General features: G+C 72.2%; 18 protein-coding genes. 12 read left to right on the forward strand and 6 right to left on the reverse strand.

The genetic code is table 11. From position 1 onward, the window contains the following. On the forward strand, positions 1-796 hold a 796-nt coding region (locus ABD844_RS22700; protein ID WP_344881253.1), incomplete at its 5' end, for an iron chelate uptake ABC transporter family permease subunit. Between the two features lie 2 nt (positions 797-798). On the opposite strand, the gene ABD844_RS22705 is transcribed toward ABD844_RS22700, so the two are convergent. Both ABD844_RS22705 and ABD844_RS22710 read right to left on the reverse strand, forming a co-directional pair. Further along, the gene (locus ABD844_RS22705) at positions 799-1,482 is read right to left on the reverse strand and encodes a class I SAM-dependent methyltransferase (protein WP_344881256.1); all 684 of its coding nucleotides are present in this window, start codon (positions 1,480-1,482) and stop codon (positions 799-801) included. 41 nt (positions 1,483-1,523) lie between these two features. Further along, the gene (locus ABD844_RS22710; protein ID WP_344881259.1) at positions 1,524-2,123 is read right to left on the reverse strand and encodes a hypothetical protein; all 600 of its coding nucleotides are present in this window, start codon (positions 2,121-2,123) and stop codon (positions 1,524-1,526) included. A 222-nt stretch (positions 2,124-2,345) separates the two neighbouring features. On the opposite strand from ABD844_RS22710, the gene ABD844_RS22715 reads away from it, so the two are divergent. The 5 genes from ABD844_RS22715 to ABD844_RS22735 all read left to right on the forward strand — a co-directional run bounded on the left by ABD844_RS22715 (position 2,346) and on the right by ABD844_RS22735 (position 11,359). After that, positions 2,346-3,041 (forward strand): helix-turn-helix domain-containing protein, encoded by a 696-nt coding sequence (locus ABD844_RS22715; protein ID WP_344881262.1) that lies wholly within the window; start codon positions 2,346-2,348, stop codon positions 3,039-3,041. A gap of 239 nt (positions 3,042-3,280) precedes the next feature. Beyond that, entirely contained in the window at positions 3,281-4,849 is a 1,569-nt protein-coding gene (locus tag ABD844_RS22720; RefSeq protein ID WP_344881265.1) for a phosphodiester glycosidase family protein, read from the forward strand. 274 nt (positions 4,850-5,123) lie between these two features. Next, a complete protein-coding gene (locus tag ABD844_RS22725) occupies positions 5,124-9,872 on the forward strand; it encodes a GH92 family glycosyl hydrolase (protein WP_344881268.1) in 4,749 nt (1,582 codons plus the stop codon). A 209-nt stretch (positions 9,873-10,081) separates the two neighbouring features. After that, on the forward strand, positions 10,082-10,327 hold the full coding sequence (locus ABD844_RS22730; RefSeq protein ID WP_344881271.1) for a hypothetical protein: 246 nt from the start codon (positions 10,082-10,084) through the stop codon (positions 10,325-10,327). A 102-nt stretch (positions 10,328-10,429) separates the two neighbouring features. Continuing rightward, on the forward strand, positions 10,430-11,359 hold the full coding sequence (locus ABD844_RS22735) for a helix-turn-helix transcriptional regulator (RefSeq protein ID WP_344881274.1): 930 nt from the start codon (positions 10,430-10,432) through the stop codon (positions 11,357-11,359). 6 nt (positions 11,360-11,365) lie between these two features. On the opposite strand, the gene ABD844_RS22740 is transcribed toward ABD844_RS22735, so the two are convergent. After that, complete coding sequence (locus tag ABD844_RS22740; RefSeq protein ID WP_344881277.1) at positions 11,366-12,202, reverse strand: SDR family NAD(P)-dependent oxidoreductase; 837 nt, start codon at positions 12,200-12,202, stop codon at positions 11,366-11,368. Positions 12,203-12,351: 149 nt separating this feature from the next. Between ABD844_RS22740 and ABD844_RS22745 the strand changes: the two genes are divergently transcribed. The 6 genes from ABD844_RS22745 (at position 12,352) to ABD844_RS22770 (ending at position 18,507) form a co-directional block, all read left to right on the forward strand. After that, a complete protein-coding gene (locus ABD844_RS22745; RefSeq protein WP_344881280.1) occupies positions 12,352-13,350 on the forward strand; it encodes a LacI family DNA-binding transcriptional regulator in 999 nt (332 codons plus the stop codon). A gap of 135 nt (positions 13,351-13,485) precedes the next feature. Further along, positions 13,486-13,986 (forward strand): SigE family RNA polymerase sigma factor, encoded by a 501-nt coding sequence (locus tag ABD844_RS22750; RefSeq protein ID WP_344881284.1) that lies wholly within the window; start codon positions 13,486-13,488, stop codon positions 13,984-13,986. After that, positions 13,983-14,870, forward strand: a complete 888-nt coding sequence (locus ABD844_RS22755; protein ID WP_344881287.1) for a PASTA domain-containing protein — start codon at positions 13,983-13,985, stop codon at positions 14,868-14,870. Before ABD844_RS22750 ends, ABD844_RS22755 begins: the two co-directional genes overlap by 4 nt. A gap of 188 nt (positions 14,871-15,058) precedes the next feature. After that, the gene (locus tag ABD844_RS22760; protein WP_344881290.1) at positions 15,059-16,657 is read left to right on the forward strand and encodes an aminotransferase class V-fold PLP-dependent enzyme; all 1,599 of its coding nucleotides are present in this window, start codon (positions 15,059-15,061) and stop codon (positions 16,655-16,657) included. A gap of 55 nt (positions 16,658-16,712) precedes the next feature. Beyond that, complete coding sequence (locus tag ABD844_RS22765; protein WP_344881294.1) at positions 16,713-17,201, forward strand: RidA family protein; 489 nt, start codon at positions 16,713-16,715, stop codon at positions 17,199-17,201. 10 nt (positions 17,202-17,211) lie between these two features. Beyond that, on the forward strand, positions 17,212-18,507 hold the full coding sequence (locus tag ABD844_RS22770) for an amidohydrolase/deacetylase family metallohydrolase (RefSeq protein ID WP_344881297.1): 1,296 nt from the start codon (positions 17,212-17,214) through the stop codon (positions 18,505-18,507). A 153-nt stretch (positions 18,508-18,660) separates the two neighbouring features. On the opposite strand, the gene ABD844_RS22775 is transcribed toward ABD844_RS22770, so the two are convergent. From ABD844_RS22775 to ABD844_RS22785, 3 genes are all read right to left on the reverse strand, one after another. Then, positions 18,661-19,602 carry a LysR family transcriptional regulator gene (locus ABD844_RS22775; protein ID WP_344881300.1) on the reverse strand — a complete coding sequence of 314 codons (942 nt, stop codon included), beginning with the start codon at positions 19,600-19,602 and terminating at the stop codon, positions 18,661-18,663. A 153-nt stretch (positions 19,603-19,755) separates the two neighbouring features. Continuing rightward, entirely contained in the window at positions 19,756-20,259 is a 504-nt protein-coding gene (locus ABD844_RS22780) for a 2,4'-dihydroxyacetophenone dioxygenase family protein (RefSeq protein WP_344881303.1), read from the reverse strand. Between the two features lie 29 nt (positions 20,260-20,288). Further along, entirely contained in the window at positions 20,289-21,026 is a 738-nt protein-coding gene (locus ABD844_RS22785) for an SDR family NAD(P)-dependent oxidoreductase (RefSeq protein WP_344881306.1), read from the reverse strand. Positions 21,027-21,061: the final 35 nt, after the last annotated feature.

Consider the following 21,061-nt stretch of genomic DNA (forward strand, 5'->3'; position numbering starts at 1 on the left):
GGCGCTGGCCGTGGCGGGCGCGGCGGTGCAGGCCGTGTGCCGCAACCCGCTCGCCGAGCCGGGCGTGCTGGGCGTCACGGCCGGGGCGGGGGTCGGCGCGGTCGGGCTGCTCACTCTGGCGCCGCTGGCCGGCGTCTGGCCGATGTCCGCGGCGTCGGGGCTGGCTGCGCTGGTCGCGTTCGCGCTGGTGTACGGGCTGTCGTGGCGCGGCGGGCTCAGCTCCGACCGGCTGGTCCTCATCGGGGTCGCCGTACAGGCCGCCTGTACGGCCGTCACCGTCCTGATCATCGTGCTGTCCGACCCGTGGAACACCGCCAAGGCCCTGACGTGGCTGTCCGGCTCCACGTACGGCCGCGTCCCGGCGCAGCTCGTCCCGGTCACGCTGGCGCTGCTGGCCGTCGTCCCGCTGCTGGCCTGGCTGCGCCGCGACCTCGACCTGCTCTCCCTGGACGAGGACACCCCGCGCGTCCTCGGCGTCCCCCTGGAGCCGGTACGCCTGGGCGCGCTGGCCGGGGCCGTCCTCCTGACCTCCACGGCGGTGTCGGCGGTCGGGGTCGTCGGCTTCGTCGGCCTGGTGGCCCCGCACGCCGCCCGCGCGCTGGTCGGCGCCCACCACACGCGGGTGCTGCCGGTGGCCGCGCTGCTCGGCGCGCTGCTGGTCAGCCTGGCCGACACGCTGGGGCGTACGGTGATCGCGCCCGCACAGGTGCCGGCCGGGCTGGTGACGGCGCTGCTCGGCACGCCGTACTTCGTCTACCTGCTGTGGCGGGCCCGCGCCCGCGGCGAGTCGGCCTGACGCTACGGCTGCGCGGCGGCGTCGGGGCCGGGCTGTGACTGGAAGACGGTGACCGAGAAGGGACGGTGCGCGTCTTCGTCGACGTGGTGCAGCACCCGGGTCATGGGGTCGCCGAGGTAGGTGTAGAGGCGGTCGGCCTCCGGCCACGGGTGCACGAGGAGCAGCAGGCCGCCGGGCCGGACGAGCTCGACGAGGCGGGCAGAGGCCAGGCGGAGGCGGTCGTCGCGGCCCAGGTAGTAGAGGGTCTCGGCGCACACGACCAGGTCGAACTCGCCGGGCTGCCCATAGGCGATCAGGTCGGCGCGGGTGAAGCTCAGCAGCGGCGGCCCCGGGCGGGCGCGGGCCCGGTTGAGCGCGCGTTCGGAGATGTCCACGCCGGTGACCTGCGCCTCGGGGTACTCGGCGGCGATCAGGTGGGTGAAGGCGCCCTCGGCGCAGCCCACGTCGAGGATGCGGCGGTAGGGACGGTCGGGCAGCACCTGCAGCGTGGTGGCGTATTTGCGCTGCTCGTACGCGTCGGTCTGCAGCCGCCACGGGTCGGGCGAGCGGTGCCACCAGTCGAAGTAGCGGCGCAGCACCACCGCCTGCCCGCCGGGCGGGAGCAGGGAGACCCCCTTGAACAGGGCTCGGTGGAGCAGCTCGGGGATGGGCTGCGGGCCGGTTTCTCGACGAGGCTGGCGGAGCACGATCACAATCTACGCAGTGCACGGCACGTCCGTCATGGGTCTCAAGACGTAAAGACGCGCTCATACTCAGGTAGTAGTGACCGGGGACAGGGCCGTTCGTCAGCCGGGCATTGCCGGGCCCGGATCGCGGCCACGGCCACCAGCGTCGACCCCGACAGGATCGTCATGTCGGCCAGCGCCAGCGGCCCGGCCCCGCCGGGCAGCGCGTACGCCAGCACCGCCCCCGCCACCAGCGTGATCGCCCATCTCCTGACCAGCACCCTGGTCCCGGCCCGCAGCCCGCTCAGCACCAGAACGCTGACGTGCACCACGAGCACCGGCCCCGGCCACAGCGCGTCGGCCGCCGGCCCGCCGCCCGCCACGCCCTCGGCCGCCAGGACGGCCAGCACGGACCCGACCAGGGACAGCCACCAGGCCGCGACCGGCCACCACAGGCACAGCCCCACGGCCAGCGCCGAGAGGAGCCCCAGCATGCCCGCCGACACGTTGCGCACCGCGTGGTCCTCGACCAGGGTGTGCCACGCGACCGCGCCCAGGAGCAGCCCGTAGCCGCAGACCCCGGCGTAGGCCCAGGCCGTCACGCGCCCCGGCCACGCGTTACCGAGCAGAGCCCGCGAACCGTGATCGACGCGTTCAGACAAGCATGATCACCTCATCCTGGTGGTCGGCTCAGGCGCGAGACGGGCCCCGCCGCCCGTCTACCAGCGAGCCTGCCGTATCGGGATACCAGCGACCCTGCCGTATACGGATACCAGCGAGCCTGCCGCATACGGACGCCGAACGCGCCCGTCCGCCGCGGCCTAAGCTGGTCCACGGACACTTCGGGCGTCTTGCGCCGAATGGGAGGTATGACCCTTATGGGGTTGGAAGTCGAGAGCCGGCCGTCCGACTCTCCGTACATCGAGCGGGTGTGGCGCAGCCGCAGCGACGGCGTCGGCCGGATGACGGCGGTCGCGGCCTCCCGCTGGGACCTGGTCTTCTGGCAGCACCGCGGGCAGGTGAGCGCGGCCGTGGCCGGGCCCGAGACGAAGGCGAGCCAGGCGCCGGTGCCTGAAGACGCCACGTTCTTCGGCATCACCTTCGTCCACGGCGCACTGATGCCTCACCTGCCGGTCGAGCAGGTCGTCGACAGGCAGGTGGAGCTCCCGGGCGCGACCCGCCGATCGTTTTGGCTGCACGGCTCGTCCTGGCATCTGCCGGGCTACGAGGACGCGGAGGCGTTCGTCGCGCGACTGGTGCGCGAGGAGATCCTGGTCCGCGACCCGATCGTGCCGGCGGTGCTGGACGGGGCGGCGCCGGAGGTGTCCGTACGCACGCTCCAGCGGCGTTTCCTGGCGGCGACCGGGCTGACCCGGGCCGCCATCCGGCAGATCGACCGTGTCAGGAGCGCGGCGGTGCTGCTCCAGGAGGGCGTGCCGGCCCACGACGTGATCCACCGGCTCGGCTACTACGACCAGCCGCATCTGGCGCGGTCGCTGACCCGTTACGTCGGGCGCACCGCCACCCAGCTCACGGGGCCCGGCCCGGCGGAGCCGCTGTCGCTGCTGTACAAGCCCTGAGCCACCGGCTTCCACGCGGGGCCCGGGCGATCTCCCCGCCTCGGCGCGTCGCTTTTGTACGAGACTTGAGCCGTCCCGTTCCCCCGGCCGCGGCGGCGGTGGGGCCGGGCGGGAGCGTCGTGCCGGCCCGGTGCTGTTCACCTGGCAGCTCCGCGCACAGCGCCCGCCGTTCGGCCCGACGCCATCCGCAGATCCTTGACTGCCGGGGCACACACTTCGCTTGCGAATCAAGGATGTACATGCACCGCAACACCCTCTCCGCCGTCGCGGCGGCCGCGATCCTGCTGGCCGGGAGCGCGCCCGCGGTGGCGGCCACCCCGCAGGACTCGTTCTTCGGCGGGCGGCTGCCGCTGAGCGCCCCGCCGGTGACCTCGACCGTGGCGCCGGGCGTGACGCTGACCACCATGTCGCTCGGGGCCAAGGACGACGGCGACTACTGGACCGTACACGTCTACCTGCCCGGCACGCCCGACGGGCCGCTCAACACGGCCGGCACCGCGCTGGGGGCCAGGGAGATCGCCGACCGGGTGGCCGGGGTGGCCCGGGAGAAGGGCTTCGAGCCGCGGATCGAGGAGGTCACCGCGCCCGCGTACGCCGACCGTCCCGCGGGCACGCTCGGCTGGACCGTCAGGGTCGGCCGGTACGCCACCTCCGCCGAGGCGTCCGCCGCGCTCTCCAAGCTCAGGGCGGCGGGTTTCGCCGGCGGCACCCGCTACACCGCGCAGGACGGCACCGACCCCGGCGCCCCGCAGAAGGTGCACGTGCTGCGGGTGGACTTCCGCGAGTTCGGCGGCACGGTCGGCACCGACTTCGGCGCGACGCTGAACGGCACGGAGAAGCTGACCGACCTCGCCGCCGCGGCCGGTGCGGTGGCCGGGATCAACGCGCAGTGGTTCTACAACAGCGCCCCAGGCGGCATGTACGTCAAGGACGGCAAGCTGATCGGCTCGGCCACCCAGGGCAGGGGCGGCATCAAGATCACCAAGGGCGGGCGCTCCGTCGACGTGGACGCCTACACCGCCCACGTCACCCTGCGCGCCGGCCGGGAGAACGTGGAGATCGACGGCGTCAACCGGGTGCCGGGCGAGATCTACAACTGCGGCGGCGTGGGCGGCGACCAGCCCACCGAGAAGCCGCAGCACGACCTGAAGTGCACCGACGACAGTGAGCTGGTGCTGTTCACCCCCGAATGGGGCACCCCGCCGTCCGGCGCGGGCGCCGAGGCGGTGCTGGACGCGCGCGGCACGGTGACGGCGGTCAACACCTCGCGCGGCGCGGCGGTGCCCGCCGGCGGGTCCACGATCCAGGCCATCGGCGACAGCGCCGCCTGGCTGCTCGAACACGCCAAGGCGGGCGAGCGGCTGCGGGTCGGCGAGCGGGTCGAGGACAGCAGGGGCCGCCGGGTCGCGCTGACCAAGGACACCACGATCCTCCAGGTCGGGCCCACGCTCGTACGGGACGGCCGGGTGTCGGTGAACGCGGCGGCCGACGGCCTCGTCCGCGAGGGCACCGACCAGACGTTCACCTACAACTGGACCCTGCGCGCCAACCCCCGGTCGATGATCGGCATGGACGACCGCGGCCGCCTCATGTTGGTGGTCGTCGACGGGCGGCAGGACGGCTACAGCGAGGGCCTCGGGATCGCCCAGACGGCCGAGTTGATGAAGCTGCTCGGGGCGCGCGAGGCGATGAACCTCGACGGCGGCGGCTCCAGCGTCATGGTCACCTCGGGGACCGGCATCGTGAACCGGCCCTCGGACGCGACCGGACAGCGCTCGCTCGGCAACGTCTTCCTGGTCCGCCCGTAGCGAAGGCACTCCTCACCGCTCTCCTCGCCAGGGCCCGGCACGCGACCACCACCGCGCGCCGGGCCCTGGCGCGTGGACCGGGCCCGTCGTGTGGGACCGGGCCCTGGCGCGTCGGCCGGGCCTGTCGTGTGGGATCGGGCGCTGGCACGTCGGTGCGACCGCCGGATGACAACGATGTCTTGACAGCGCGCCCTCGGCTTGAAACTTTCGTAGCAATCGGGGTTGACAACGTTGTCAAGTAATCGGCCACCGACGCACGAAAGGCGCCCCCCGAGTGAAACGCCCTCTCCTGACGGCGGTCTTATGCCCCGTCGTCGCGCTCCTGCTCGCCACCCCCGCCGCCTACGCCCTCACCTCCAGCTCCGGATCGGATCCCGTGCCCAATCCCGGCCCGTCGGGCACCCCCGCCCCCGGCCCCTCCTCCAGCCCGCCGCCCGACCCCGGCCCGGCCGAGCCCGCCCCCTCGACCGAGGAGCTGCGGCGGGCCGCCCTCGACGGCCAGTCGCTGGCCAAGGCGGAAGGGGCGGCCTTCGCCACCTCCTTCGAGCCCGGCGATCCCCAGCCGACCTGGCTCAACACCGCCGAGAAGTCCCGTGACACCACCGGCACGCTGCCCGGCGGCATCGAGGGCAGCATCTCCGACCAGGTCGCCCGGGTCTCCGCCAGCGGCGAGTACGCCTCCGCGGGCGAGGTGAAGGAGAACCTGGCCGACGGCGACGCCAACACCAAGTGGCTGGTCTTCACCGCCACGGGCTGGGCCCAGTACACCCTGTACGCCCCCGTCGCGGTCGTGCACTACGCGCTGACCTCCGCCGACGACTCCCCCGAACGCGACCCCCGCGACTGGCAGCTCCAGGGCTCGCAGGACGGGCAGACCTGGACCACCCTGGACACCCGCACCGGCGAGACGTTCACCGCGCGCCACCAGCGCAAGGAGTACCGCTTCCCCGGCACCACCGCCTACGCCCACTACCGGCTGAACGTCACCCGCATCGGCGGCGGCTCCACCCTGCAACTGGCCGAGTGGGAGCTGTCGGACGGCCGGAGCGGACCCCGTCCGCCCAGCGACATGCGCAGCCAGATCGGCACGGGACCGACCGGCGGCTTCGTCTCCAAGCCCCGCGCCGGCTTCACGGGGCTGCGCGCGCTCCAGTACGCCGGCAGCACCACCGGCCAGAACGGCGGCCACTCCTGGAACAAGGTGTTCGAGGTGGACCTGCCCGTCACGTCCGCCACGGAGCTGTCCTACGTGGTCTTCCCCGAGTTCACCGCGGCCGACCTGCGCTATCCCAGCACGTACGTCTCGGTGGACCTGGCCTTCGCGGACGGCACCTACCTGAGCGACCTGAAGGCGGTCGACCAGCACGGGGTGCGGCTGTCCCCGCGCGCGCAGGGCGAGTCCAAGACCCTCTACGCCGACCAGTGGAACTTCAAGCACTCCAGGATCGGCGAGGTGGCCAGGGGCAAGCGGATCAGCCGCATCCTGGTGGCCTACGACAGCCCCGCCGGACAGGCCGGGTTCCGCGGCTGGGTGGACGACATCAAGATCGTCTCGGAGCGGAGGCGGGAGCCGTACGAGGGCCGCGAGGAGCGGCAGGCCGGGCTGACGCAGTACGTGTCGACGACCCGCGGCACGCACTCCACGGGCGGCTTCTCGCGCGGGAACAACTTCCCCGCCACGGCCGTGCCGCACGGGTTCAACTTCTGGACGCCGATGACCAACGCCGGCTCGACGAGCTGGCTGTACGAGTACCACCGGGCCAACAACGCGGCCAACCAGCCCGAGATCCAGGCGTTCACGGCCGGCCACGAGCCCAGCCCGTGGATGGGCGACCGGCAGACGTTCCAGTTCATGCCCTCGGCGGCCGAGGGGACGCCGGACCCGTCGCGCACGGCGCGGGCGCTGGCCTTCCGCCACGAGCGGGAGATCGCCCGGCCGCACCTGTACGCCGTCACCTTCGACAACGGGCTCACCACCGAGATCGCGCCCACGGATCACGCGGCGCTGGCCCGCTTCACCTTCCCCGGTGACGCGGCCAAGCTGGTCTTCGACAACGTCAACAACGACGGCGGCCTCACGCTCGACACCGCGAACGGCGTGGTCACCGGCTATTCCGACGTCCGCAGCGACCTGTCCACCGGGGCCACGCGGATGTTCTACCACGCCGTCTTCGACCGCCCGGTCACCGGCGGCGGCAGGCTCACCGGCCAGGGCCGCGACAACGTGCTGGGCTACCTGTCCTTCGACGCCGGCCAGAGCCGCACGGTGAGCATGCGCATCGCGTCCTCGCTGATCAGCGTGGAGCAGGCCAGGCGGAACCTGGAGCTGGAGATCGCCGCCTCCGACACGCTGGAGACGGTCGGCGAGCGGGCCCGCCGGGCGTGGGAGGCCAAGCTGGGCGTCATCGAGGTCGAGGGCGCCACCCGCGACCAGCTCGTCACCCTCTACTCCAACCTCTACCGGCTGTTCCTCTATCCCAACTCCGGCTTCGAGAACACCGGCACCGCCGCCGCCCCCGTCTACCGGCACGCCGTGCAGTCGTCCACGACCACCCCGCCCAGCACGCCCACCCACACGGGGGCGCCGGTGGCCGACGGGAAGGTGTACGTCAACAACGGCTTCTGGGACACCTACCGCACCACGTGGCCGGCGTACGCGCTGCTCACGCCGGAGGCGGCCGGTGAGATGGTGGACGGGTTCGTCCGGCAGTACGAGGACGGCGGCTGGATCGCCCGCTGGTCCTCGCCCGGCTACGCCGACCTGATGGTCGGCACCAGCTCCGACGTCGCCTTCGCCGACGCCTACCTGAAGGGCGTGGGCGGCTTCGACGCCGAGAAGGCGTACGAGGCCGCGGTCAAGAACGCCACCGTCGCCCCGCCCACCCGCCACGTGGGCCGCAAGGGCCTGCCGACCTCGGTCTTCCTCGGCTACACCAGCGTCGAGTCGACCGGTGAGGCCATGTCGTGGGCGCTGGACGGCTACATCAACGACTTCGGCATCGCGAACATGGCCAAGGCCCTGGCCGAACGCGCCACGGGCGCCGAGCGGGCCCGCTATCTGGAGGAGCACGAATACTTCAGGAACCGGGCGCTCAACTACGTGCACCTGTTCGACCCGGCGGCCGGCTTCTTCCAGGGCCGCGCCGCCGACGGCTCCTTCCGCCGCACGCCCGACGCGTACGACCCGCGTACGTGGGGCTTCGACTACACCGAGACCAACGGCTGGAACATGGCCTTCCACGTCCCTCAGGACGGCCGCGGCCTGGCCAACCTCTACGGCGGCGCGGACGCGCTGGCGGCCAAGCTGGACACGTTCTTCGCCACGCCGGAGACGGCGCTGTTCCCCGGCTCGTACGGCGGGATCATCCACGAGATGCGCGAGGCCCGCGACGTCCGGATGGGCCAGTACGGGCACAGCAACCAGCCCTCGCACCACATCCCCTACATGTACGACTACGCGGGGCAGCCGTGGAAGACCCAGGCCAAGGTGCGCGAGGCGCTCTCCCGGCTGTACCTGGGCAGCGAGATCGGCCAGGGCTACCCGGGCGACGAGGACAACGGGGAGATGTCGGCCTGGCAGATCTTCGGCGCGCTGGGCTTCTACCCGCTGCAGATGGGCAGCCCGGCCTACGCGATCGGCTCGCCGCTGTTCGACAAGGCGACGGTGCGGCTGGAGAACGGGAAGAAGCTCGTGATCAGGGCGCGGGACAACAGCGCCCGCAACGTGTACGTCCAGGGGCTGAAGGTCAACGGCAAGGCGTACGGGAAGACGTACCTGCCGCACGAGCTGATCACCAAGGGCGGCGAGCTGGAGTTCGAGATGGGGCCGCGGCCGTCGCGCTGGGGCACCGGCAAGGACGCCGCGCCGCCCTCTATCACCCGTGACGACCGCGTGCCCGCGCCGCTGCACGACGTCACCGGGCCGGGGCGCGGCACGGCGACGGGGGCGGGCGGCGCCGACGTGAGCGCGTTGTTCGACGACGACTCGGCCACCCGGGCGGCGCTGCCCGCCTGGGTCCGGTACTCGTTCACCGGCGAGCGGGAGGCGCGCTTCTACACGCTCACGTGCGGCGCGGGGCAGCCCGGCGAGGATCCGACCGGCTGGGTCCTGGAGGGCTCCGCCGACGGCGCCTCGTGGACGGTACTGGACGAGCGGTCGGGGCAGGGCTTCGCGTGGCGGTCGCAGACCCGGCCGTTCAAGATCGCCAAGCCGGGCGCGTACGCCCACTACCGGATCCGGTTCATCGGCGGGACGTCGCTGGCGGAGATCGAGCTGCTCGCGCCCGCGCCGCCGGACACCTCGCCGCTGGTCGTCGAGGCCGCTCCGGCTCTCGCGGGGGCGGGCGAGACCGTACCGATCCCGGTGAAGGTGTCCAACCACGGCGCCCGTCCGGCCGACGGGCGGCTGACCGCCACCGGGCCCGAGGGCTGGACGATCCAGCCCGCCGCCGCGGACTTCGGGCCCGTCGCGCCGGGCGCGTCGCAGACGGTGACGTTCCAGGTGGCGGTGCCGGGCACGGCCGCTCCCGGCGCCTACCCCGTACGGTTCTCGGCGGCCTCCGGCCAGGGCCCGGCCACCGAGCAGGCGACGGTCAGCGTGCTCGGCGACACCGTGCAGTTCACCCCGGGCACCGCCGCCGAGGAGCCCTGGCTGCTGGAGGAGGGCGGGTCCCAGCTCGACGGTGAGGTGTTCGACGGGCGGGCCCGCTTCACCGACGGCGACCGCCACGCCGTCTACCGGTTCGCGCTGCCGGGGCAGGTGAGCGGGGGCTCGCTGACCCTGGACATCGGCAACCAGTTCCTCGTCCAGGTCTCGGCCGACAACCAGACCTGGCGGACGGTGCTGGAGGAGACCGGGAACGTCCGCGACCTGTCCAACCGGGAGCCGCGCACGCTCGACCTGGCCGACCTGCGGGGTCAGGGAGACACGTTCTACCTGCGCCTCGGCGACAGCCGGCCGGCGGACGGCTGGGGATCCTGGCTGGCCAGGGTCCGCCTCGACCTGCGCCGCACCCCGGCCTAGCGACCGGCGGAGGTGCCCGGGGCCTCGCTCGCCCCGGGCACCTCCGCATGTGCTGGAGTGCGCAAGCACCCACGCCACGGTTCGTCGAGACCACCACCCACGGGCGGAACCGCCTAGCCTCTTGGTCGTGATCTCTTGAGAAGAGGACGCGATGAACATGCAGAGCGATCACGACCTGCCGCCGGGCGTGCCGTGCGCGATGAGCCCGAGTGCCCCGTACCACCTCGGCTACGTCGTGCCGGACATCGAGCGCGCCATGCGCGACCTGCGCACGGCGTCTCGCCGAGGACGGCTACCCGCTGGACTTCGACGCCCGGCCGTACGGCCGCCCCTGGACCTACCACCGCCTGCCGGGCCTCGGGCTGCGCATCGAGCTCGTCGACGTCTCGGTCCAGCCCGAGTTCCTACGGACCTGGAACCCCGACGGCCCCACGATGCCGCCCCTGAACCGCTGATCGTCCCTTGGACGAAGGCCGGTGGCCCGCACCACGTCCCGGCCGAAAGCTCGTCCCGTTTAGTCTGTTCACATCCCGATCACACCGGGGACCGGAGGGACGATGAGCCTGGCCAGCCTGGGGCTGACCGCCACGCAGGAGCGGCTGTACCGCTACCTGCTGCGCACCGCGCGCGCCGACCTCGACACCGCCGCCGCCGAGCTGCCCATGCCCGGCGTCCGGGAGGTGGCCGGCGAACTGCGTGCGCTCGGCCTGGTGGACCACGCGCTCACCGCGGTCACCCCCGCGGCGGCCGTGGACCTCCTGGTACGGCGGCGCATCGAGCACACACAGCGCCAGCTCACCGAGCTGACCCTCGCCTGGGACGTGCTCACCGAACTGTCCGAGGAGCACCGCAGCGGCCGCCCCGTCCAGATGGTCGAGCACATGCCCGACGGCCCGTCCGTGACCCGCCGCATGGCGGGGCTCCTGACCGACGACCCGGGTGAGCTGATGCACCTGAAGGCGAAGGCCCTGTTCGGCGGAAGGGGGTACCAGGTCAACCGGTTCAAGGGGTTGCTGGCTCGCGGGTTGCGCAGCCGTACGCTGTTCTCCGCGCATGCCCTGGACGACCCCGAGCAGGAGCCGTACGCGCGGTCCCTGAACGAGCTGGGCGACCTGCACCGGGTGACGACCGAGCCGGTCCGGCACCTGGCCGTCGTCAACCGGTCGGTCGCCTTCGTCCAGGCCGATCCCGCCGACGCGACGGCGGGCGCGCTGCAGATCCGCCAGCCGGGGGCGGTCGCGATGCTGGCGGACGTGTTCGACGGCATGTGGGCCCGCGCCCGAGACCTGGACGACCTGCCCCTCTCTCCCATCGAACAGCAGGTGCTGCACGCCCTCACCTCTCACGACACCGACGAGGCCGCCGCCCGCTCGCTGAACGTCTCCGTACGCAAGTTCCGCACCCACGTCGCCGACCTGATGTCCCGGCTCGGCGCCGGCACCCGCTTCCAGGCCGCCCTGCGCGCCAAAGAACGCGGCTGGCTCTGACCCGGCTCACCACGGGCCAGGTGCGCGCTGATCCCGGCGTCGCGCGGTGGCCGCCACAGCCCCAGGGTTCGTCCTGGCCTCCGGGTCGTGGGCGAGCACCGTACGGCCGCCGTCGACCGGGAGGGTCGCGCCGGTGATGAAGCCGGCCTCGGGTGACAGCAGGTAGGTGATGGCCGAGGCGACCTCGTGGGCGTCCGCGACGCGGCCCAGCGGGTGCACGGCGGCCATCTGCTCCTTGATCCGGGCGGCGGCTTCCTGGCCATGGGCGGCCAGGTAGGCGGCGTAGCGCTCGGTGTGCACCGAGCCGGGCGCCACCGCGTTCACGCGGATGCCGCGCGGGCCGTACTCGACGGCCAGCGCCCTGGTCATCCCCTCGATGGCCGCCTTGGCGGTCACGTACGGCAACGAGCCGGGGACCGCCTGCCGCGCCTGATGGGAGGAGACGTTGACGATCGCCCCAGGGGATCGGGCGGCGAGGAACCGGCGGACCGCGGTCGCGCAGCCGGTCAGCGCCAGGTCCAGATTCACCGCGATCAACTCGCAAACCTGCCGGGCGGCGGACGAGTGCACCGAGGCGTCGCGGAACACGGCGGCGTTGTTGACCCAGCCCGCCAGGGGCGCCGCGGCCTCGGCCGCGTCGGCGGCCAGCTCGGCGACGCGGGGATCGGCGGCGTCGCCCGCCAGCCCGATCAGACGCTCTTCCCCGGCATGCCCTTTCATCCAGGCCAGGCCCGCCGGATCCCGGTCGATGGCCACCACCGTGCCGCCCGCGGCGACCAGTCGCTCGGCCACGGCCCGGCCGATGCCCCGGCCACCGCCCGTGACCACGTAGGAGCCGTTCATACTCCTCCTCGCTCTCTGGGCCAGATCTGTGCCGGCTGCCTGGCGTCGTACCAGGAGACGTGACGATCGCCCGGACTGTCAAGTGCTTGCATGGAAGCACTTTCCAGATAGGGTTGCGTTTCGCCGACATCGAGTGAGGGAGCGCGTTCGTGACCAGCCCGCCGACCATCTACGACGTGGCCGGCAGGGCGGGCGTCAGCATCTCCACGGTCTCGCGGGCGCTCAACTCGCCCGGCAGGGTCAGCGAGCAGACCCGCCGCAAGGTGCTCGCCGCCGTGGACGCGCTCGGATTCACCCCCAAGCCGGACGCCGTGGCCAAGGCCCGCCGCGGTGTCGGCCGCATCGGTGTGATCGCGCCCCACACCTCCTACCCCTCGGTGGCCCGCCGCCTCAACGGCATCCTGAGCGCCATCGGGCCGCGGCCGCTGGAAGTCGTCCTGTTCGATCAGGAGTCGGCCGCGGAGAGCGCATCGCCCCTGCTGGCCAGCCTGCCGGTCACCGGCCGGCTCGACGGGCTCATCGTGGTCAGCCTCCCCCTCGACGAGAGCGTCGCCGACCGGCTCACCGGCCTGGGGCTTCCGACCGTCCTGCTCGACGTACGCCACCCCGGCTTCGACGCCGTGCACACCGACGACACCGCCGGGGGCCGCCTGGCCGCCGGACACCTGCTGGAACGCGGCCATCGCCGCTTCGGTTTCCTCGGCGAGGCCCAGATCTCCGACCGCTACGTCTCGCCGTCGCAGCGCAGGCTCGAGGGATACCGCGTCGCGCTCGCCGACGCCGGCCACCCCCTCCGCGACGAGGACGTCCGGCTGGTCCGCCATCGCGCGCGCGAGGCCCTGTCGGCCGCTCACGAGCTGCTGTCCCGGCCGGAGCACCCGACCGCCGTCTTCGCCGCGGACGACACGCTCGCCGCCGGGGTCCTGCGGGCGGCCCGCGACGTCGGCCTCACCGTTCCCCGCGACGTCGCCGTGGTCGGCTTCGACGACGGCGAACTCGCCGAGGTCATCGACCTCACCACGATCCGCCAGCCGCTGGAAGAGTCCGGCCGCGCCGCCGCGGAACGCCTCATCCAGCAGCTCGACCACCGCACCACCGCCCGTGACCTGGCCCTGGAGCTGGAGCTGATCGTTCGCGGAACGACCTGACCGATCCCCCGTAGGCCGCCGGTCGGCCTGGCAGGAAAGCTCCTGGCCGGTGCGCGACGCACACGGCGTCGGGGTCCGGCACTCAACCTCCCGGCGGGTTCGCGCGTTGGGAGGGGCGAAAGGGGGCCCTCATCGATGACGGACGATGACGAAGCGGACTTCGACGTGTTCCTTGCCACCAGGAGCACCGCGTTACTGCGTACCGCGATCCTGATCTGCGGGATGGCCAGGCACGACGCCGAGGACCTGGTCCAGCACGCGCTGGAGAGGGTCTACCGGAACTGGCCCCGCATCAGGCATGACAACCCCGAGGCGTACGCGAAGAGGGTCGTCGTGAACGCGGCGATCAGCAAGGCCCGGCGGCGCAAGGTCGTCCAGGAGGTCATGTTCGCCCGGCCGCCCGAGACCGCCGCCCACTCCCCCGACCTCGACCTGCGCGACACGCTCATCGGCGAGCTACGCAGGCTGCCGCCCCGGATGCGGGCCGTGCTCGTGCTGCGCTACTGGGAGGACCAGTCGGAGCAGGCCACCGCGGCCCTGCTCGGCTGCTCGGTCGGAACGGTCAAGAGCCAGGCGGCGCGGGGGCTCGCCAGGATCCGCGAAAACATGCAAGCCGCAGAGGAAGTGACCAGATGACGATCGAGGACGACCTCGCGAACGCCATGGCGGAGCACGTCCGCGACGTGCGGGCCGCGCCGGACCTGGGCAGCGCCATCCGCCGCGGGCATCGCGCCCACGTGATCAGGTTCCGCGCGGCGGGGGCGGCGCTCGTCACGGCGGCGGTCATGGTGGCCGTGCCGGTGACGCTGAACTCCGGCGGCCCCGCCGGCAACCCCGACGCCGCCACCGGCCAGGACAGTGCCGAACTGCGCAACGACGTGACCGTCCCCGACATCACGGGTCGGCCGACCACCGAGGCGGTGCAGGCGCTCCATGTTGCCGGACTGAAGGCCGCGCTGTCCGGAACGCAGGTACGCGGAGGTCAGGTGACGGCGCAGGAGCCCGCCGCCGGCACGGTCGTCCCCAGGGGCAGCCTGATTACGCTCGACGTACAGCTCCCGCCCGCGCCGACGCCGCAGGCCCTGGGAGATCTCGGCGACGGGCGGAAGTTCGGCGGCATCCGGCTCACCTACCTGCCCGAGGGGCTCGAATGGGGCCGGTGGTCGAACGACGACGTGATCGGCGCCGGCAAGAGCTACACCACCGGCTACCGCAAGCCGGACCTCCCCCAGGGCGAGTATTCCGTCCAGGTGATCGTGGCCCATGGCGCGTCCGCGGACGCTCTGTACACCTTCGCGCCTGAGCACCGGGACGAGAACGTGGACATCGGCGGCAGGCCGGCGCGGCTTTCCCCGGGCGGTGACTCTGCCGTCGACGGCGGGCCGAGCACCCCCACGATCACCTGGAAGATCCGTGACGACCTGGCCGTGAAGGTGTTCATCAGCCCCAAGTACGCCGAGGAGGTCGACGGCCCGGGCGAGCTGAAGAAGATCGCGAAGGGCGTCCGCGCGATCGAGTGAACGCACGGGCGTGCCGCCCGGACCACGACCGGCGATCACGATCGGAGACGGCGCGCGACGGCGGCCTTTCCAGGTCCCGCCACTATCCCGATGCCGAATAGTGTCATCGAAAAGACGCGCTTAACATGGGTCGCGCCACTACCTACCGTTTGGTCAGGCCAATAAGACATGGACTGGCTGGGGGTCACGTGGCCGTTGATGCTGTCTCTCGACGTAACATCCTGCGACTCGGCGCCGGCATGGGCGGCGCGCTGGCGCTGGGCCCGATGCCGGCCGGTCCCGCGGAGGCGGCCGTGGCCGCCGCCGCGGCGACGACCGCGCCCCTCGGCACCTTGGACCAGGCCAAGGACGTCTACCAGGCGATCGGCGTGCGACCGCTGATCAACGCGCGCGGCACGTTCACGATCCTCAGCGGCTCTCTCATGCTGCCCGAGGTACGCGCCGCCATCGACGCGGCGGCCAGGCAGTACGTGCACCTGGACGAGCTGGCAGACGCTATCGGCAAGCGCCTCGGCGAGCTGACCCGTTCGGAGTTCGGCCTGGTCAGCTCGGGCTGCGCCGCCGCGCTCACGCACGCCACGGCGGCCTGCGTGGCCGGCGGCAACCCCGACCTGCACGTACGCATCCCCGACCTGACCGGGTTCAGGAAGACAGAGGTGATCATCCCCCGGCATTCGCGCAACGTCTACGAGGCGGCGGTCAGCGCGGTCGGGCTGAAGGTCGTCGAGGTGTCGACCCGCGCCGAGTTGGAGGCGGCGATGGGCCCGCAGACCGCGCTGGTCTACATCATGGCGGGGCCCAGGGTGGACGAGAGCGAGATCAACACCAGGGTCATCGCCGAGGTCGCGCAGCCCAAGGGCGTGCCCGTCCTGGTGGACGCCGCCGCCGAGATCCTCACCATCCCCAACGTGCACCTCGGCCACGGCGCGGACCTGGTGGCCTACAGCGGCGGCAAGGCCATCCGCGGCCCTCAGTCGGCGGGTCTGCTGCTCGGCCGGGAGGACCTGGTCAGGGCCGCGTGGGTGCAGAGCGCCCCGCACCACGGGTTCGCGCGCGGTTTCAAGGTCGGCAAGGAAGAGGCCATGGGGATGCTCATGGCGGTGGAGATGTGGGTGCGCCGCGACCACGACGCGGAGTACCGGCGGTGGACCGGATGGCTGCGGGACATCGCCGACAAGGTGTCCGGCATCCCCACCGTGACCACCTCGATCGTGCAGCCCGAGGGGCTGTCGAACCGGACCCCGTCGCTGACCGTGCTCTGGGACGGTGAGCGGCTCGGCGTGTCGGGCCAGACCGTGACGGACACCCTCTACCAGGGCGAGCCGCGCATCGCTCTGAACGCCGCGAGCCGCGACGGCAGGACCGGCGTGTCGATCACGCCCTACATGCTGACGCCCGGCGACGAGAAGGTCATCGCCCGGGAGCTCGTCGAGCTACTGAAGGACCCCCCGGAGCCGCCGGAGCCGGCCAAGCCGCCCACGGTGGACGTCAGCGGCGACTGGTCACTGAAGATCAAATATATGGCCGGCGCCTCGGACGCGCACCGGCTGCGGCTCTCGCAGGACGGCGCCACCGTCACCGGCTCGCACACCGGCGACTTCGTCACCCGGGACCTCACGGGCACGGTCAGCGGTGACACCGTACGCGTCCGCAGCAGCTACGGCGAGGAGCACGGCGACTCGCTCTCCTTCACCTTCACCGGGACCGTCCAGGGCGACGCGATCAGCGGCGAGCTCGACATGGGCGAGTACCTCAAGGCGACCTGGACGGCCGCGCGCGGCGGCTGACCCCGACCGCACCGACGTCGTTTCCCCAGCAAACCCCACCCCCAAGGAGGACGTGTTGTCCGAAAACCGCCGGGACTTCATCCGCAAGGCCGCCCCTGCCGTCGCCGCGGCAGCCGCGGTACCGGTCATCGCCGCCGCCACCCCGGCCGCCGCGAGCGGCCACGACCCGGGCGGCCGCAGGCCGAAGAAGAAGGTCCACTACCCGGGTTCTGAGCCGCCGGAGAACCCCCTGTTCAGCCCCGTCGTCACCTACGGGAACCTGGTCTTCCTGTCCGGCATCGGCGCGCACTTCGACGGCGACATCCGCGCCCACACCGACCACGTGCTGACCGAGCTGGAGCGAAACCTGGAGGCCGTCGGCTCGTCCATGGCGAAGGTTCTCAAGGTGAACGTCTACCTGAACGATCTCGCCGACTACGACGGCATGAACGCGGTGTTCCTGGGCCGGTTCGGCCCCGAACCGGGGGTGCGTACCACGATCGCCGCGGCCGGGGGCATCCCCGGCGATTCCCTCGTCGAGATCGACTGCATCGCCGTCATCTGAAAGGACGGACATGAATCTTCGAGCGCGGGCCGGTTGGGCAGTCGTTCCCACGGTTCTCTCTCTGCTGGTCGGCGTCTCCGCCGCCGCGGCGGGCACCACGCCGGCCGCGCGGGAGCCCCAGTACGACCTTCTGATCCGCCGAGGCCACGTCATCGACCCGAAGAACGGCACCGACGCGCTCAGGGACGTCGCCGTCAAGGACGGCAAGATCGCCAAGGTCGCGGAGCGCATCGACGCCCGCGAGGCCGAGCGGACGGTCGACGCCTCGGGCAAGTACGTCACCCCGGGTCTCATCGACCTGCACGCCCATCTGTTCACCGGTCCGGAGGGCGCCTACGCCGACGGCTTCCAGAGCGTCGCGCCGGACGGGTTCACCTTCCGCTCGGGCGTGACCACCGCCGTCGACACCGGCTCGGCCGGCGCGTCGAACTTCGCCCAGTTCAAGAAGAACGTCATCGACCGTTCGAAGACCCGGGTGCTGGCCTTCCTCAACATCGTCGGCAAGGGCATGGCCGGGGGCGACTTCGAACAGGACCTGAACGACATGCAGGCGGGCCCGGCGGCGGAGGTCGCGCTGCAGTACCCCGAGATCGTCGTCGGCATCAAGACCGCTCACTACGAGGGCCCTGAATGGGACGCGGTGGAAAGGTCCGTCGAGGCCGGGGAGAAGGCCGACATACCGGTGATGGTGGACTTCGGCGCCAACCGGCCCGAGCGACCGCTCGCCCAACTGCTGACCGAGAAGCTGCGCCCGGGTGACATCTACTCGCACGCGTACTCGGGCAACCGCGGTGAGCTGGGCGCGGACGGCAAGCTCAACCCCGGCCTGCACGCGGGGCGCGAGCGGGGCGTGCTGTTCGACGTCGGCCACGGCGGCGGCAGCTTCGCGTGGGAGGTCGCCGTACCGGCCATGAAGGAGCGGTTCCAGCCCGACACCATCTCCACCGACCTGCACATCACCAGCATGAACGGCGGCATGAAGGACATGGCGAACGTCATGTCGAAGTTCCTCGCCCTCGGCATGCCGCTCAAGGACGTGGTGGCGGCGTCGACCTGGCGGCCCGCCCAGGCGATCGGGCACGAGGAGCTGGGGCACCTGTCGGTGGGCGCGCCGGCCGACCTGTCGGTGTTCACGCTGGAGAAGGGCAGGTTCGGGTTCGTCGACAGCTTCGGTTTCCGGATCGACGGCAAGCAGAAGCTGCTCTGCGAGCTGACCGTGCGCGGCGGCGAGGTGGTCTGGGACCTCAACGGCAGGGCCGCGCAGGTCTGGAAGCCGGGCTCGGGCCAGGGCGACGGCGAGCACTGACCGCCCTCACCCCGCACGAACGGGCTCCCGTCCGCACCGCACCCGGACGGGAGCCCTTCCGTGTGCTCGGGCCGGCCCTGTCGAACCAGCTCTGTCTCCTCGGACCGGCGGCATTTCCGCAGACCGGCCGTGTCTTCTCAGACCAGTGGTTTCTCAGAGCGGCGGCTCGTCCCAGGGCCAGCGGGGTGCGGGCAGGGTCGTGAGGGTCCGGCGGACGGCCTCCACCGCCGGGGACACCACCGCGTTCGCGCGCCACCACACCGCCACGACCCGCTCGCAGTAGGGCTCGGCGACCGGGACCAGGACGACCCCCTCGGTGTTGGCCGTGGTCATGGCCAGGCTGTTGGTGACACCGGTGCCCATGCCGTGGCGTACGAGGGAGATGAGGGTCTGTGGCTGGTTGGTCTGGGCGATGATGACCGGGTTGAGGCCGGCCATGGCGAAGGCGAGGTTGGACTCGTACTGGCGGCCGTGTCCCTCGCCGCTCTCGCCGATCGTCACCACCGGGAGGGAGGCGATCTGCGCGAGCCGTACGCTGCGGGAGCGCGCGAGCGGGTGGTTGTCGCGGAAGACCGCCACCAGCGGCTCGCGCCAGAGCACCCGGCTGACCACCTCGTCGGAGTTGACGAGCGGCTGGAGCGGCCGGATCGCCAGGTCGACGCCGCCTTCGACGAGGTCGTCGCCGAGCGCCACGCTCGGCCCCTCGCGCAGCACGAGCCGCACGTGCGGGTGCGTCGCGCGCAGTGCCCGCACGGCGGCCGGGTAGAGGTAGGAGGCGGCGCTGGGGTAGGCGCCCAGCCGCACCTCCCCGCGTACGACGCCGCCGGTCAGCTCGGCGAGCATGCTGAGCCTGCGCAGGACCTCCTCGGCGTGCGGCAGCAGCGCGCGGCCCTCCGGGGTGAGCGCCGCGGGCTGCAGGGAACGGTCGAGCAGCCGCGCGCCGAGCAGGCGTTCGAGCTCGGCGACGTGGCTGCTGATCCGGGGTTGCGAGCGGTAGAGTGCCTTGGCCGCGGCCGAGAAGCCGCCGTGGTGGGCGACGGCCACGAAGCTGACGATCCAGTCGATCCGGTAGGGAAGCACGTTTCGGACGTCCATCAGCCCCGCTTTCTCGTCGCGGCTCCGGAGATCGCCGCGAGGTTCACGTTCGGGGCATACCCTGATCGGACGGTCCACCCGGCCGCCACGAGAAGCAGCCCGTCCAGGCCATGGCTTGACCGATGGCCTCGACGGGCGGGCTGAGGGGCGGGATCAGCGGATGAACTGGTCGACGTAGTCGGCTCCGAGCCCGACCTGCTCGTAGTGCCTGCGGCACATGTCGATCTTGGTGAAGGTGTCCTCGTAGCCGATCAGCGCGCCGTCCTCGTCCACGTACGCCATCGCACCCGTGATGTTGAAGTACGTGATCATCTCGGGACAGTCGTCGGGCACCGCGAGCGTGTGGATCTCGCCCGGTGGCTCGTAGACGAAATGGCCGGCCTCGGCGACCCACTCGTGCTCGTGGTAGTGCCACCTGCCCTTGAGCACGTATCCGAAGACCACGCCGGGATGGCGGTGCCTGGAGACGATGCCCGCGGCGGTGACCTTGAGCAGGTTGCACCACTGCCCGGTGACCGTGTTGAACATCAGTGGCCGGAACCACACGTCGGGCGCCTGCGGCACCCACACCCGCTCGTCCTCGGGGACTGCGGCGACGGCGATCTCCGGCGGCACCGCGGAGGAGATCGGGATCGTTGGGGCCTGCGTACCGGTCATGAGCCGCTCCTTCTGTGTTGGTCTGAACGTCAGGCGGCCAGGTAGCCGCCGTCCACCGGGAGCACCACGCCCGTGATGAACCGGGCGTCGGGGCCGCACAGGAACACGACCGCCCCCGCCACGTCCGCGGGCTCGCCCCAGCGGCCCATCGGGGTACGGTCCACGATCCGTCGCGCCGCCGTGCCGTCCTCGTGCAGGGCGGCCGTCAGCGCGGTACGGATCCAGCCCGGGGCCACCGCGTTCACCCGGATGCCCTCCCCCGCCCACGCCACCGCCAGCGCCTTGGTGAGCTGCATGACCCCGCCCTTGCTCGCCGTGTACGCGGGCGACTTGGGACCGCCGACGAAGCTGAGCATGGACGCGACGTTCACCACGCAGCCCCGGGAGCGGCGCAGCAGGTCGCGGGCCGCCACGCAGGCCCGCATGGTGCCGGTCAGGTTGACCTCCACCACGCGGGCGAACACCTCCGGGTCGTACTCCTCGTTCCTGGCGATCACCCCGGCGGCGTTCACCAGCACGTCGAGCTTGGGGAGCCCGCCCAGGAACCCCTCCAGCGCCCCGGCCTCGGTCAGGTCCAGCTCGACCGGCCGCACGGCCCCCGGGCGGGGCGAGGGCGGCGGGGCCGGGTCCGCGCCCAGCCCGGCGGCGATCACCTCGGCCCCCGCCGCGGCGAAGCGCTGGGCCACGGCCGCGCCGATGCCGCTGGTGCCGCCGATGACGACCACGGTGCGGCCGTCCTCGGTGCCGCCCGGATGTACTTCGTTCACAGTGATCCTCTCCGCTGAGGTGTCGGCAACTGCGA

The organism is Nonomuraea antimicrobica, assembly GCF_039536965.1.
GTDB lineage: Bacteria > Actinomycetota > Actinomycetes > Streptosporangiales > Streptosporangiaceae > Nonomuraea > Nonomuraea antimicrobica.

What these genes read in the sequence shown, in the direction of transcription:
- ABD844_RS22770 (WP_344881297.1), top strand. Translation starts at nt 17,212, where the DNA reads ATGAATCTTCGAGCGCGGGCCGGTTGGGCAGTCGTTCCCACGGTTCTC.
- ABD844_RS22755 (WP_344881287.1), top strand. Translation starts at nt 13,983, where the DNA reads ATGACGATCGAGGACGACCTCGCGAACGCCATGGCGGAGCACGTCCGC.
- ABD844_RS22720 (WP_344881265.1), top strand. Translation starts at nt 3,281, where the DNA reads ATGCACCGCAACACCCTCTCCGCCGTCGCGGCGGCCGCGATCCTGCTG.
- ABD844_RS22750 (WP_344881284.1), top strand. Translation starts at nt 13,486, where the DNA reads ATGACGGACGATGACGAAGCGGACTTCGACGTGTTCCTTGCCACCAGG.
- ABD844_RS22740 (WP_344881277.1), bottom strand. Translation starts at nt 12,202, where the DNA reads ATGAACGGCTCCTACGTGGTCACGGGCGGTGGCCGGGGCATCGGCCGG.
- ABD844_RS22775 (WP_344881300.1), bottom strand. Translation starts at nt 19,602, where the DNA reads ATGGACGTCCGAAACGTGCTTCCCTACCGGATCGACTGGATCGTCAGC.
- ABD844_RS22735 (WP_344881274.1), top strand. Translation starts at nt 10,430, where the DNA reads ATGAGCCTGGCCAGCCTGGGGCTGACCGCCACGCAGGAGCGGCTGTAC.
- ABD844_RS22780 (WP_344881303.1), bottom strand. Translation starts at nt 20,259, where the DNA reads ATGACCGGTACGCAGGCCCCAACGATCCCGATCTCCTCCGCGGTGCCG.